Here is a 13,700-nt window from a genome sequence, read left to right on the forward strand (position 1 = left end):
ATGTTCAACACGATCGAAGAAGCACTGAATGACATCAAGCAGGGGAAAATGATCATCGTCGTTGACGACGAAAACAGGGAAAACGAGGGTGACCTGGTTATGGCGGCAGACTGCTGCCGGACAGAGGACATCAATTTCATGATAAAAAACGCCAGGGGGCTTGTCTGTGTACCGATCGGGGCCGAGCAGGCAAAAAGGCTGCAGCTCAACCCCATGGTGGAGCACAATACTGATGCGCACGGAACCGCCTTCACAGTTTCCGTCGACCATCTCAAAGAAACTACCACAGGCATTTCAGCCGCAGAGAGGGCAATAACCGCGAAAGCTCTGGCAAACCCTCTCTCCAGGGCAGATGACTTTCGCCGGCCCGGACACATTTTTCCGCTGGTCGCGCGTCATGGCGGGGTCCTGAAGAGGGCCGGCCACACCGAAGCTGCCGTGGATCTTTCCCGCATGGCCGGATTCAACGAAGGCGGAGTCATCTGCGAAATAATGAATGAAGACGGAAGCATGGCAAGGCTCCCTCAGCTAATTGAATTCGCGGCTAAGCACGGAATGAAGATAATATCTGTCGAAAATCTGATAAGGCACCGCGTGATGAGGGAAAAACTGGTGAGGCGTGAAGCGACCGTACACATGCCGACCGCATGGGGAGACTTCATCTGCCACGCCTACACAAGTCCTTATGGTGAAAACCCTAATGAACTGCACCTTGCCCTGGTAAAGGGGGAGATCCAGGGGGTGGATGATGTCCTCGTAAGAGTACATTCCGAGTGTTTCACCGGAGACCTGCTCGGTTCACTGAGATGCGACTGTGGTCCCCAGCTGCACAAGGCCATGATGATGATAGAAAAAGCGGGAAGGGGAGTCCTTCTTTACATGCGGCAGGAAGGACGCGGCATAGGACTTCTTGCCAAGCTCAAAGCCTATGAGCTTCAGGAAAAGGGAATGGACACCGTAGAGGCAAATGTTGCACTGGGATATGCTCCGGATGCCAGAGATTACGGAGTTGGGGCGCAGATCCTTGCGGATCTGGGTCTCCGAAAGATAAAACTTATGACCAACAACCCAGTCAAAATTACCGGACTGAAGGGATACGGACTTGAGATCACGGAAAGGGTCCCTATCGAAGTCGACCCAAACCCGTACAATGAAAAATATCTCAGCACTAAGGTCTGCAAGATGGGACATGTACTGAGCAACTCAATGTGTCTGGATATGGAAAAAGAAGAAGCAAAATAAAGGATCATAAAGGGGAGAGCTGAAATGAAAATAGTCCAGGGAAACATGATAGGAAGCGGCCTGCGCTTCGCGATAATAGCATCAAGGTTCAACGAACTTATCACAACAAAGCTTATTGAGGGGGCCAAGGATGCCCTGACAAGGCATGATGTTCGTCATCAGGACATCGATGTTTACTGGACACCCGGAGCATGGGAACAGCCTGTCGTTGCAAAAGAGATAGCGATGAGCGGGAAATATGACGCGATAATTACATTGGGAGCCGTTATCCGCGGCGACACCACCCACCATGAGTATGTTGCGGGGGAGGCTGCAAAGGGACTTGCTCACGTCGGACTCGATCACCGCATTCCCGTTGCATTCGGCATAATAACCTGTGACAACCTTGAGCAGGCTCTTGCCCGCTCAGGAAGCAAAGCCGGAAACAAGGGAGCTGATGCGGCCCTTGCCGCGCTCGAGACAGCCAACCTGCTTAAGGAGGTCCGCAAGGACAGGGGAGCTGAAGCCTGATGCTTGATATGAAATGGGTGAGGGAGCATACGGACGAAGTAGCCGCCATGCTCGCCAACAGGAATTACACATTCCCGCTGGATAAATTTGTTGAGCTGGATTCCCTGCGCCGCGACGCCTTGCTTGAGGCGGAAGCTTTGAAGGAGAGACGCAACGCCGGAGCCAAAGAGGTCGGAATGAAAAAGAAGGCCGGTGAAAATGCCGACGTGCTTATGGAAGAGATGCGCCTTATCGGTGAAAAGGTAAGGGAGCTCGATGAGAAAACGGCCGGGATCCAGGCCGAGCTCGACGACCTTGCTATGAGACTTCCCAACAGGCCGCACAGTTCGGTTCCCATTGGAACTGACGAAAACGACAATGTTGAGATAAGAAAACACGGCAAACCAACGGAGTTCACATTTGCACCCAAAGCGCACTGGGATCTCGGGGAACCCCTTGGCATAATGGATTTCGAAAAAGGGGTCCAGCTTGCGGAGAGCCGCTTTACAGTTCTCAAGGGAGCAGGGGCCAGGCTCGAAAGGGCTCTGATGAATTTCATGCTTGACCTTCATACGACAGCGCATGGATTTACCGAGATCGCCCCTCCTATACTTGTCAACACAGCAACGATGAGCGGGACAGGCCAGCTTCCCAAATTTGCAGAGGACCTCTACAAGTGTGCGAACGATGACCTCTGGCTGATACCCACTGCCGAAGTGCCCCTGACTAACCTGCATGCCGGCGAAATATTGAGCGAGACGGACCTGCCGAAATACTACTGCGCCTTCACCCCATGCTTCAGACGTGAGGCGGGCAGTTACGGCCGCGACATGAGAGGCATGCTCAGGCAGCACCAGTTTGACAAGGTCGAAATGGTCAAGCTCAGCACCCCCGAAAGAAGCTACGAAGAGCTGGAACACATGACAAACTGCGCGGAAAAAGTGCTTCAGCTGCTGGGCATACCATACAGGGTAATATGCTTATGTACGGGTGACATGGGCTTCGGTGCGGCGAAAACATATGATATCGAAGTATGGCTCCCGAGCCAGGACTGTTACCGTGAGATCAGCTCCTGCAGCAACTGTGAAGATTTCCAGGCGAGGAGGATGGGCACAAAATATCGCCCGGCGAACGGCGGCAAACCCCGCTATGTCCACACCCTCAACGGATCCGGCATAGCCATTGGAAGGTGCCTGATCGCACTGATGGAAAACTTCCAGAATGAAGACGGGAGCATTACCGTTCCCGAAGTCCTGCGTCCTTACGCGGGAGGCCTTGAAACCGTAAAATAAAAAGCGCTGAGGGGTAATTGCGACGGGTCAGGGGAGTGGCACAGCCCCCCTGACTTTTGTTGTTTACGTTCTCTTTTGTTATACGCGCAAACATGGTAGGATAATCAGGGAGGGAGTTGATCCCTTCTGATGCAGACAAAGGAAGGGTCATTGATGTTTGACAGCAATTACACACTGACAGTCCTGCTCGTGCTGTTTGTAGCAGTCATATGCATATTCATACAGAGATTCTTCAAAAAATACCTTGAGAGCGACCAGTATTATTACCTCAAGGATATTACCCTGGTCGCCGCATGGGCTCTTTGCGGGATATGGGCGCCTGACAGGCCTCTCAGGATAACGATCGCGGCGGGTGTCGCTGCGGCATGTATTGGATTCTGCCAGAAAGTCACAAAGGGAAAAAATCTCCGCTTCCTCTATTTCATAGTCGGCCTCGGATTTTCGCTCTTCGGGCCAAGGATAGCCTTCATTGAATTTTCCCAGGGCGAGTACTACTACCTCTCTTACTTCGCTTCGATAGCTATCAGCACGCTTTGGATCGGGGTCTTTCCGATATTCTTCCAGGAGATAGATGAGATCCCCGGCATGTGCGGCCTTCTGCTCACAGTAAGCTGGACGCTTGTCTCCACTGTCATAATGCTGTCCTCGCAGAACCTCAGAGAGGCAGTACAGCTCTGTATCATCGGAATGGTCCTCATACTGGTCTTCTGGAGCAGACATATACATGCGTACAGGAGGCTTACAGAACCGCTCACCGCACTTTGGGGGACCCTGTTCGCAGGTCTTTCGATATTCGGTGTGAGCAAAGGCGTCGCATTCTACACGCTTGCAGTTCTTCCGCTCGGGCTCTTCATGCTCCCGCTTATTGAAACGTCGATAAGCGTAGTGAGCGCAGCATTTTCGCCAAAACCCACAGGCAACCTTATCCTCTACCGTAAACTCCTTAGCAGGGGCATGGACCATGCTACTTCGGTCCATACGGTCGTAATGATATGCGCGTTCATTGGATGCATAGCCGCCTTCATTCAGATCGGAACAGCCAGTTTCTTCGTCCTTCTTACCGCTGCAGTGGCTCTGTCGACTGTCACCTGGATCTTTTTCAGATATGCTTCGAAGTCGGATAGGAGTCAGGCCAGAAAACCCGGTCTCTGGGGCATCAGGGTCGACAATATATCACTCAACTATGCAATTACCCAGGTACAGCACTGGATAAACAAAGGAACGGACCACTGCATTATTGTAACTCCTGATGCGCTCGCGGCCCTGAGGAGCAGAACAGACTCAAGATACAGAAGGATAATCAGGAATGCCGCATTGGTGCTTCCTGACGGGGCGGGCCTTATTGCCGCCCTCAAGCTGCTGCATACTCCTATCCAGGAAAGGATACCGGGTGTAGAGTTTACTGAACACATCTGCAAAAGGGCATCATACGAGGGATGGGGGATCTGGTTCCTGGGCGGAGCTCCGGGTGTTGCCGAGGCAGCGGCAGTCAAACTTTCCGAAAAATACCCGGGACTCAATATCGCCGGGACAAGGAACGGGTTTTTCAAGGATGAAGAGAATGATGCGATCTGCATAGACATCAGCAGATCGGGTGCCAAGGTCCTGTTCGTAGGACTGGGTGTGCCGAAACAGGAATACTGGCTTGAGGAAAATCTTGTTAAAACGGGAGCGACGGTCGGTATGGGAATAGGCGGTACAATGGATGTGATATCAGGAAAGCTGACAAGGGCTCCAAGGATTTGGCAAAAGCTCTGTCTTGAATGGCTTTACCGTACTATTCAGGAACCATGGCGCTGGCGCAGGATACTCAAATTGCCCGAATTTGCCTTCTATGTACTATTAACGGCCCTTCACCTTGACACATTTAACCCAAACAGCTCCGAAGAAGAGTCTGAGGTCATCTGAAAGCTTTCGGAGACCAAACAAATAATCAATATTTCATAACAACTATACGTATTTTGCATATGGCGCTAATAATAATATCGTTGTATACTTTCTGTTTAATCAAACTTTATAACGTCTTTATCGAAGGGAAGATCATTATATGAAGATGGATAAACTCTTGAAGCAGGCTCAGCGGATGCAGGCGGAAATGGCACTGGCGCAGGAACAGCTTGCAAATACTGTTGTTGAGGGAGTTTCTGGCGGAGGAATGGTCAAGGCCAGAGTGAACGGCCACGGAGATGTCCTGTCGGTCTCGATATCTCCTGAAGTTGTAGACCCACAGGATGTGGAAATGCTTGAAGACCTCATCATCTCGGCTATCAAAGAAGCGATCCGACAGAGCAGAGAGACGGCCAACAGCAAAATGAATTCAATTACCGGGGGAATGGGCGGATTTCCCGGTTTGATGTAACTTCAGCATGTCAGCCACTTCTCTGCCCGGTTCAGTATTTAAGCTAATAAAACTATGGAGCAGACTTCCAGGCGTGGGAGAAAAAACCGCCCGGCGTATGGTTTTTTTCATCCTTAAGCAGGACCCCGCCTGGGTCAGTGAGTTTGTATCAACAATAAGCCAGGTCAGGGAAGAGACACATCACTGCGGTGAATGCGGCGGCATCACTGATATAGAACCTTGCTCTGTCTGCAGGGACAAAATGAGAGACCGGAAAGTCATGTGCATCGTTGAAAGCGATGAGGATTGTATATCGATCGAGCAGGCAGGAATATTTAACGGACTTTACCATGTGCTCGGAGGACAGGTATCGCCCCTCGATGACCAGGATATACCGGAGGAAAGTATAGGAAGGCTTAAGCAGAGGATCTGTGATCTTAAGATCGAAGAGATAATACTTGCTACCGCTCCCAGGATCGAAGGAGATCTCACTGCATTTGCGATACAGGACGCGCTCAGGGGAATACCGGTCAGAATATCAAGGCTGTCATACGGCCTTCCGGTAGGGGGAAGCATAGGTTACGCGGACAGGGTCACGCTTCATATGGCAATGGAATCGAGAAAGGAGATGCCCGGAAAATAGACATAAACTTATGAACAATAGTGAAAGAATGCGGCAAAAATATAATCGAATGAAAGGAGAAAACAAAATGTCGTCAGGATCCGGTCTTTCAGCTGTTATGAAAAGATTGGTAAGGGCAGTGATGGTATTTATATGTGCGGCAGCCGGCTATCAGATATCAAAGATAGTCATTGAGCAGAACTGGTGGCCGTCTGTGACACTGCTGCATCCGATCGCAACAACTGTTTTTATTATTATTCTTTCAGCATGTTTCGGCTTTATTCTTGCACCTCTATTCTGGTTCAGCGTAAGTAAATTCGCTCAGTTCACTGAATCAAAACTTCAGAATACGAGTGTACCCGAACTTACTGTAAGCCTCCTCGGGCTCATCCTGGGCCTCTTGCTGGCAAATCTTATAGCAATGCCAATGTCCAGGATCCCCGGAGGGATCGGGGTCTATATAGCGGTGCTGCTGAATGTGGCTCTGGGCTATCTGGGACTTCGCTTCTTCGCCAAGAGGAAAGATGACATATGGGGCGTAATAACAAATATAGGAGATATAAAGCTGCGCCTTCCAAAGCGTAAAAAGAAAAGCAGGAACGGCGAGGAAGAAAAAGAAACCGACATTGAGGTCGCTCCCGAGTTCTATTACTCGATCCCCAAGATACTCGACACCAGCGCCATCATCGACGGCAGGATCCTTGATGTGGCACAGAGCGGCTTCCTTGAGGGGACTATAGTACTGCCCAGGTTCATACTGGCAGAACTTCAGGGAGTTGCCGATTCCACCGATCCTCTCAGAAGGACCAGAGGAAGAAGGGGGCTCGCAGTGGTCACTGAGCTGCAAAAAATCAGGACACTGAACATAGAGATCCCGGAGACGACACTGAAGGACCTTGAAAGGGAAAAGGTCGACGAAGCCCTTGTCGTTCTTGCCCGTCAGCTTAACGGGAAGGTTATCACGACTGACTACAACCTGAATCAGATAGCACAGATAGAAGGCGTGTCTGTGCTCAATGTAAACGACCTGGCAAATTCGCTTAAACCGATGCTGCTTCCCGGCGAAAACGTGGAGATCGACATAATCCGCATCGGCAAAGAGGCCCATCAGGGAGTCGGATATCTGGATGACGGAACTATGCTCGTCGTAGAAGACGGCTACAAAAGGATCGGCGAGAGGGTAAAGGTAACTGTGACCTCTATGCTGCAGACTTCGGCCGGAAGAATGGTCTTCGGAAGAATACGTCCCTAGTATGAACAAGGAAACCTGGTCCTTCATCATAGTGGCTGGCGGAACGGGCTCCCGTCTCGGAGGGACTCCGAAACAGTTCCGCTTTCTCGCAGGCCTTCCGGTCTGGAAATGGTCCGCGATGGTCGCTGAAAAACTTTGGGAAGAAGGAGCTGTCGAAGAACTGCTCCTTGTCGTGCCGGAGGACCGTATTGCCGAAGCGGAGGCGGAGTCCTGCCTCAGGGTCCCTACGCGCCTCACAGCGGGAGGCGCCACAAGGTCAGAGTCAGTTATGAACGGATTAAGGATTTCATGCGGGTCTCACGTGCTGGTGCACGATGCGGCCCGCCCTTTTATTACGGCAGAACTCTGCAAAAAACTTATGAAGAACGCCTTGGTCCACGGAGCTTCTGTACCTCTTCTTGCCTGCTCCGATTCCCTGAAGAGGGTAGCCTCGGGAAAGATGATTTGTGCCGACAGAAATGAGTACCTGAGGACACAGACACCGCAGGCTTTTGAAAAAACACCTCTGATCGAGTCGATAACCTCATACGGCTTTGACGGTACAGATGAGGCAGCGGCGTGGATAGCCTCAGGAAGAAATATATCCCGCACAGATGGCTTGGAGTCAAATTTTAAGATCACGACACAGTTTGACTGGGAGACTGCCTTATCAATGACCGGAGCTTCAAAGGTCCAAAGGACAGGGCACGGTTATGACATACATAGGCTCGTCAATGGCAGAAAACTGATCATTGCCGGGGTAGAGATAAAAGATGCTGAACTTGGCCTTCTGGGCCATTCGGATGCAGATATAGTGATGCACACAGTAATGGACGCCCTGCTTGGAGCAGCCGGACTTCCCGACATCGGAACGCTCTTTCCGGCCTCGGAGGCAAAATGGAAGGATGCGGACAGCGGAGAGCTGCTCAAGACCGTGGTGAATAAAGTCCGTTCCGAGGGATGGAGGATCGACTGGGTCGACGTTACACTGGAAGCCCAGTCGCCAAGGATCGGGCACATGGTCCCTGATTTTATCAAAAGCGTCGCTTCTTACATATCTGAAAAAACCTGCGAAGTGAATTTCAACATGAAGGTCAAGTCAGGAGAGGGCTGCGGATCGGTGGGCCGAAACGAGTGCATGGTCTGTCACGCTGTCGCTTCACTTTCAAGATACCAGTGGGATCAAGGGTGACAGCTCAATACAAAAGAGCTGCGGAAGCCCCAAACATATATCAGAATACGGAGGCAATAGAGATGACAAAAAAGAGAGCCAAAGAAAAGTTTGTTGATTATCAGGGCTTCACGTTTGACGACGTACTGCTTGTCCCGGGGTACAGCGAGGTCGTACCTGCCCAGGTGGATGTGTCGACAAAACTGACGCCACAGATATCCCTCAATATACCGATCTGCAGCGCCGCGATGGATACTGTTACTGAAGGCAGGCTTGCGATAGCGCTTGCCCGTGAAGGCGGGATCGGGATCCTTCACAGGAACCTTCCTGTTGAAAATCAGGCGGTGGAAGTCGACAAGGTCAAAAGGTCTGAGTCGGGAGTCATCGTTGACCCTTTCTTCCGTCATCCGGAAGACCTCGTGAGGGACGCGGTGGCGCTCATGGAACACTATCATATCTCAGGCGTGCCGGTCGTAGATAAGGATGTCAGGCTCGTTGGGATCATTACGAACAGAGACCTGAGATTTGTAACGAACCTGGATCAGCCGATATCGAACGTTATGACGAAAGAAAATCTTATTACGGCACCCATAGGGACCACTCTTGAAGATGCGAAGACGATCCTTATGGGCACAAAAGTTGAAAAACTGCCCATTGTCGACAAGGACGGCAAGCTTAAGGGACTCATCACTATCAAGGACATCCTGAAGGCAAAGGCGTTTCCTAACGCTACAAAGGACCAGAGGGGACGCCTCAGGGTAGGAGCTGCCATAGGCGTAGGGACAGACGCTTTCGACAGGGCTGATGCGCTTGTAAAGGCCGGCGTCGACACGATCGTAGTCGACACCGCGCATGGTCATTCCAGAATGGTCATCGACACAGTCGCCAGGCTGAGAAAACTTTATCCCGACCTCCCGCTTATTGCAGGCAACATAGCCACGGCAGAGGCGGCAGAAGCATTGATCGATGCCGGCGCAGACGCGGTGAAGATAGGGATAGGCCCGGGTTCTATATGCACGACCCGCATAGTGGCAGGGATCGGCGTTCCTCAGGTCGCGGCTGTCATGAACGTGGCTGAAGCAGTCCACAAAAGGGGCAAGACTGCTATCGCAGACGGCGGGATCAGGTACTCCGGAGACATAGTCAAGGCTCTTGCTGCAGGCGCCGATGTGGTAATGATCGGTTCCCTTTTTGCAGGCACCGAGGAAAGCCCCGGAGAGGCTGTAATATACAGGGGCAGGTCATTCAAGAGCTACAGGGGCATGGGTTCTCTTGGAGCAATGAAGGGCGGCTGCAGCAAGGACAGGTACTTCCAGGAAGGATCTGCCGAGGACAAGCTCGTTCCCGAGGGTATAGAAGGAATGGTCGCACATAAAGGCTCTCTTTCCGGCGTAGTCTACCAGATGGTGGGAGGCGTACGTTCCGGCATGGGGTATGTAGGAGCCCCCAACATAGAAGAACTTCACAGGGAGTCCAGATTTGTACAGGTTACTGCAGCCTCGATGAAAGAGAGCCATCCGCATGACATAGTGATCACGAAAGAGGCTCCGAACTACTGGGCAGACGAATGATCGGCCGGATCGACATCTGCGGATAATATATCAATTCAGAGGCAGTGAACAAAACTTAACGGGGATCTGCCTCTTTTTTTTTCTAAATAAAATTTATTCTTGATATGACTTATTTGGTTGATTTGATATATAATGTTTGGCGTGCTTGATCTTGAACATATTCTTCTAACCATAGGAAGGAGGCAACGCAATGGCGTGATTTATAAGTTTCGGGTCCATGTACTGGACCTTCCGCCTTTCGATGTCTTTTTCCAATAGAGTGACAGTTGAGGAATATCTTTTCAACCCCTTTCACTGATATCCTCCGACATCTCCCTGTTTGAACTGACACCGGAAATATCCAAAGTTACAGCAATGCCCCTGACGTTCAAAATCTAAGGAGGTCAACCATGAATCGTGTGCTGATGTCTAAAAACGGCCCTGCGCTGGCAGGAGCCATTATTGGTGTTATTGCAGCCTTGCTTGTAAAATTCGGAAACCCGGGAAACATGGGCGTCTGTGTTGCCTGTTTCACCCGTGATGTCGCCGGAGCACTTGGACTCCACAGGGCAGGGATCGTCCAGTATCTGCGTCCCGAACTTGCCGGGTTTTTACTGGGATCTTTAATTTCTGCACTCATATACCGTGAATACAAACCAAGGGGCGGTTCTTCCCCGATGATACGCTTCGGACTGGGCTTCTTTGCCATGGTTGGTGCACTGGTATTCCTTGGCTGTCCCTGGCGGGCATATCTGAGGCTTGCCGGAGGGGACTTCAATGCATTTGCGGGAATAGCCGGACTGATCGCCGGGATCGCGATCGGAATAATGTTCCTTTACAGAGGATTCAGTCTTGGTGCATCTCGTCCCAACCCGAAAGCAGCAGGATTATTTATGCCGCTGCTGGCAATTGGCCTTCTTGCACTGCTTCTTCTCAGGCCACTGTTCGGTGCTGAAGGGACCGGACCGATATTCTTTTCAGAAAAGGGTCCGGGCTCAATGCATGCTCCGATACTTATCTCACTTGGCGCAGGACTCCTGGTGGGGTGGCTTGCGCAGAGAAGCCGCTTCTGCACTGTAGGAGCCATACGCGATCTTATAATGCTCAGGGATACCCACCTTTTTAAAGGTATCGTGTGCTTCATAATTGCGGCTTTCCTTACAAATTTTGTTTTAGGGCAGTTCAAACCAGGATTTGAAGGACAGCCCATAGCACACACGATGCATCTGTGGAATTTCCTTGGCATGGTGCTTTCCGGACTCGCCTTCACATTGGCAGGCGGTTGTCCCGGACGCATGTTCATAATGTCAGGCGAGGGTGACTCCGATGCAGGGGTCTTTATTATGGGGATGCTCGTAGGGGCAGCTTTTGCACATAACTTCAGCCTGGCCAGCTCGGGCACCGGAGTAGGGGCCTACGGCATACCGGCGACAATAGCCGGACTGGTCTTCTGTTTCGCCGTCGGTTCATTGTTTATGAACAGGGTAGAGTAGGAGGTCTTTATAAATGGAAACCAAAACAGTTGACGCACGCGGCCTTTCATGCCCGCAGCCGATAGTAGAGACCAAGAAAGTTCTTGATAAAATAAGCGGCGGAAGGGTAGAGGTACTCGTAGACACAGTTACCTCAAGGGAAAATGTTCTGAGGTTCGGAAGAAATGCCGGATGGCAGGGATCCTTTGAAGAGACGGATGGCGCATTCAAGGTAATCCTGGAGAAATAACAAATAAGGAGCACTTCCCTCGCACGGAAGAGGTCGTGATTTTCAAAGCTGAGAGGGAAGCGCTCCAAAACCTGACAAACTATTGACAGGACGTACATTAGCTAGTAAAATCTCATCTCGTTGGGCGATTAGTTCAGAGGTAGAACGCTTCCTTGACACGGAAGAGGTCAGAAGTTCAATTCTTCTATCGCCCACCATATTGGTAATAAAAAGACGGGCAAAAGCCCGTCTTTTTTTGCTGAGCAATGGCTGAGCAGTTGCTGAGCGAGAGCTGAGCGGTTGTAAAAGCATGCGGAGACTGCATCCGCCAGGGAATTAGCGTCCTTCGGACGCTGGGGAATTTGCTCGCCTCGCATCGCGGAGAATCCAATCTTAAAGCCTTGATCTACGTCACCTCTGAGAGCTTCCAGACCGGTTCCTGTTGGACCGGATTTCGAATCTCCGCGTCTCCACCAACAACTCAAATAGACCCCAAAGGCCGCGGGGGTTCAAAATCCCCGTCGTCCCCGGACGCCTCTTAACGGGGACCCAGTGGCTTGTGGTTTAGGTTTTAAACATTCAGTAATAGCAAGGATTTAGAGACACTGGATCTCCGATTTAAGCATTCGGAGACGACGAAGATTGTGGTTCTAACGACCACTCTTGTTTAGCGTATAAAGTTTATTCACTAATACTTTTTTAACTGCTTCTGCTAGTTTCAGAAAATATGACGTGTCTAAATCAACTGAAAGAATATCAAAATGACGACTGATGGTAAGAAAACCATTCTCCATAGGATATTCTTTCAGTCTCCGCGTAGGGTTCTTCTTGTATTCAGAATGGGCAATTGCTTTATTCCTTAAATCTATGATCATTTTATGAAAAGCAATAGCTTCTTCTCCAATCATATCTTTTATTTCTCTTTGCTCATTTTTCCCAAATTTTGGGGTGCCTGTTGCGAACTCATCTTCTGAGTTACCAGAGAACGGCCTTGAGTAAGAGATTATTGCAGCAATAAGAAGGGCAGAGCGAACCTCAAAATCGCTTGAATTTACGGGGATCTCATTAAGGCGTATTAAGTACTTAATAGCCTGGTCTAGATCTTTAATCGATATACTAGTGCGATTGAACTGTCTTTCTAACTGTACATTCATAAAACTTACCTCACAAATGGGGTGGGTAATTACAGGAGTAACTCCATGTAACTTCTGACCAGCTTGGACACTCCAAATGTTTCCGCCATTTTCATAAGTGTGTACAGGTTCTTATCCTTCCTTAGAACGTAACGTTTGACCGCATCGGTGACAACAGAGATGTCCATCCGGTTCCTGCTTCGGAGACAGTCGCAGATCGTTCTCTCCAGTCCGTAGACAATAACAATATACCCGAACATAGTTGTTAATTTTGTAACTCCAAGATCATGCAGCTCCCTCTTGATGGAATACACCGTAAATCTTTCTTTCCGAAGCTGGGCAATGTTGTATCCTGCAGGCACTGTAACTGTATAGGAAAGGGGATCTCTGTCCGTAAGGTCATGCAGAAATAAGGCTGTCTCATGTGAGTAAATGATTTTCGGGCGTCTCAACTGGGCAATGAACATCTTATCGGCCAACTCGTCTGGGAGGATATATACACCGAATGCAGCACGCTCCAGTTCTCCTGACTTTACCAACAGGCGGAGACGTTCGTTTGATACTCCTGCTTCATTTGCTTCAGCAGTTGTGACAGTTCCTTCCTTTTGCATCAGGAGCGTTTTCAGTTTTTCCGGGATAGGCAAATCGATCGCCTCCAATTTGATTTTAATGCTAGGATTGTACATGAAACTAACATAAAAACCAATAGTGTTGAACTTTCACGCTGCAAATAACTTCGAAACAAGCATAAAAATCAAGCATGCAGGAGAGCTGAATATAAAAGATCATCATTATTAAACATTGTTAATATTTTAATAGATTTATGATACGATTAGGTATAATCTATGAAGACAGTTTTTTGTGATGCTGTTACTTGCCATTTAACTATACGTTACAAACTGCCAATCGATAAAACTTAAAATAAAAATCT

At 49.8% G+C, this 13,700-nt stretch carries 13 protein-coding genes and 1 tRNA gene; 12 read left to right on the forward strand and 2 right to left on the reverse strand.

Features of this window, described 5'->3' with window-relative positions; translation table 11 throughout:
- The 12 genes from OLM33_06450 to OLM33_06505 all read left to right on the forward strand — a co-directional run bounded on the left by OLM33_06450 (position 1) and on the right by OLM33_06505 (position 11,854).
- Positions 1–1,242, forward strand: coding sequence for a bifunctional 3,4-dihydroxy-2-butanone-4-phosphate synthase/GTP cyclohydrolase II (locus tag OLM33_06450; GenBank protein ID MCW1713310.1), 1,242 nt, complete (start codon positions 1–3; stop codon positions 1,240–1,242).
- Positions 1,243–1,266: 24 nt separating this feature from the next.
- Positions 1,267–1,752 carry a 6,7-dimethyl-8-ribityllumazine synthase gene (gene ribE / locus OLM33_06455; protein ID MCW1713311.1) on the forward strand — a complete coding sequence of 162 codons (486 nt, stop codon included), beginning with the start codon at positions 1,267–1,269 and terminating at the stop codon, positions 1,750–1,752.
- On the forward strand, positions 1,752–3,023 hold the full coding sequence (serS, locus tag OLM33_06460; GenBank protein MCW1713312.1) for a serine--tRNA ligase: 1,272 nt from the start codon (positions 1,752–1,754) through the stop codon (positions 3,021–3,023). Before ribE ends, serS begins: the two co-directional genes overlap by 1 nt.
- A 153-nt stretch (positions 3,024–3,176) precedes the next feature.
- On the forward strand, positions 3,177–4,931 hold the full coding sequence (locus OLM33_06465; GenBank protein ID MCW1713313.1) for a WecB/TagA/CpsF family glycosyltransferase: 1,755 nt from the start codon (positions 3,177–3,179) through the stop codon (positions 4,929–4,931).
- A gap of 139 nt (positions 4,932–5,070) precedes the next feature.
- Entirely contained in the window at positions 5,071–5,382 is a 312-nt protein-coding gene (locus OLM33_06470; GenBank protein MCW1713314.1) for a YbaB/EbfC family nucleoid-associated protein, read from the forward strand.
- A 7-nt stretch (positions 5,383–5,389) separates the two neighbouring features.
- Positions 5,390–6,004: a recombination mediator RecR gene (gene recR / locus OLM33_06475; protein MCW1713315.1), complete on the forward strand. Its 615-nt coding sequence runs from the start codon at positions 5,390–5,392 to the stop codon at positions 6,002–6,004.
- A 49-nt stretch (positions 6,005–6,053) separates the two neighbouring features.
- Complete coding sequence (locus OLM33_06480; protein ID MCW1713316.1) at positions 6,054–7,235, forward strand: TRAM domain-containing protein; 1,182 nt, start codon at positions 6,054–6,056, stop codon at positions 7,233–7,235.
- 1 nt (position 7,236) lies between these two features.
- Entirely contained in the window at positions 7,237–8,406 is a 1,170-nt protein-coding gene (ispF, locus tag OLM33_06485; GenBank protein ID MCW1713317.1) for a 2-C-methyl-D-erythritol 2,4-cyclodiphosphate synthase, read from the forward strand.
- 62 nt (positions 8,407–8,468) lie between these two features.
- Positions 8,469–9,956 (forward strand): IMP dehydrogenase, encoded by a 1,488-nt coding sequence (gene guaB / locus OLM33_06490; GenBank protein MCW1713318.1) that lies wholly within the window; start codon positions 8,469–8,471, stop codon positions 9,954–9,956.
- A gap of 389 nt (positions 9,957–10,345) precedes the next feature.
- On the forward strand, positions 10,346–11,428 hold the full coding sequence (gene yedE, locus OLM33_06495) for a YedE family putative selenium transporter (protein MCW1713319.1): 1,083 nt from the start codon (positions 10,346–10,348) through the stop codon (positions 11,426–11,428).
- Between the two features lie 13 nt (positions 11,429–11,441).
- A complete protein-coding gene (locus OLM33_06500) occupies positions 11,442–11,657 on the forward strand; it encodes a sulfurtransferase TusA family protein (GenBank protein MCW1713320.1) in 216 nt (71 codons plus the stop codon).
- Between the two features lie 122 nt (positions 11,658–11,779).
- Positions 11,780–11,854: transfer RNA gene (locus OLM33_06505), tRNA-Val, on the forward strand.
- A 432-nt stretch (positions 11,855–12,286) separates the two neighbouring features.
- Here the strand turns inward: OLM33_06505 and OLM33_06510 are convergent.
- Positions 12,287–12,790 (reverse strand): hypothetical protein, encoded by a 504-nt coding sequence (locus tag OLM33_06510; GenBank protein ID MCW1713321.1) that lies wholly within the window; start codon positions 12,788–12,790, stop codon positions 12,287–12,289.
- A gap of 29 nt (positions 12,791–12,819) precedes the next feature.
- Entirely contained in the window at positions 12,820–13,413 is a 594-nt protein-coding gene (locus OLM33_06515; GenBank protein ID MCW1713322.1) for a type IV toxin-antitoxin system AbiEi family antitoxin domain-containing protein, read from the reverse strand.
- Positions 13,414–13,700: the final 287 nt, after the last annotated feature.

It is taken from the genome of Synergistaceae bacterium DZ-S4 (genome assembly GCA_025943965.1).
Classification (GTDB): Bacteria; Synergistota; Synergistia; order Synergistales; family Synergistaceae; genus Caenicola; species Caenicola nitritireducens.

Coding starts and splice junctions, on each gene's coding strand:
- ribE (MCW1713311.1), top strand. CDS start 1,267: ATGAAAATAGTCCAGGGAAACATGATAGGAAGCGGCCTGCGCTTCGCG.
- yedE (MCW1713319.1), top strand. CDS start 10,346: ATGAATCGTGTGCTGATGTCTAAAAACGGCCCTGCGCTGGCAGGAGCC.
- serS (MCW1713312.1), top strand. CDS start 1,752: ATGCTTGATATGAAATGGGTGAGGGAGCATACGGACGAAGTAGCCGCC.
- OLM33_06510 (MCW1713321.1), bottom strand. CDS start 12,790: ATGAATGTACAGTTAGAAAGACAGTTCAATCGCACTAGTATATCGATT.
- ispF (MCW1713317.1), top strand. CDS start 7,237: ATGAACAAGGAAACCTGGTCCTTCATCATAGTGGCTGGCGGAACGGGC.
- OLM33_06500 (MCW1713320.1), top strand. CDS start 11,442: ATGGAAACCAAAACAGTTGACGCACGCGGCCTTTCATGCCCGCAGCCG.
- recR (MCW1713315.1), top strand. CDS start 5,390: ATGTCAGCCACTTCTCTGCCCGGTTCAGTATTTAAGCTAATAAAACTA.
- guaB (MCW1713318.1), top strand. CDS start 8,469: ATGACAAAAAAGAGAGCCAAAGAAAAGTTTGTTGATTATCAGGGCTTC.
- OLM33_06480 (MCW1713316.1), top strand. CDS start 6,054: ATGAAAGGAGAAAACAAAATGTCGTCAGGATCCGGTCTTTCAGCTGTT.
- OLM33_06470 (MCW1713314.1), top strand. CDS start 5,071: ATGAAGATGGATAAACTCTTGAAGCAGGCTCAGCGGATGCAGGCGGAA.
- OLM33_06465 (MCW1713313.1), top strand. CDS start 3,177: ATGTTTGACAGCAATTACACACTGACAGTCCTGCTCGTGCTGTTTGTA.
- OLM33_06450 (MCW1713310.1), top strand. CDS start 1: ATGTTCAACACGATCGAAGAAGCACTGAATGACATCAAGCAGGGGAAA.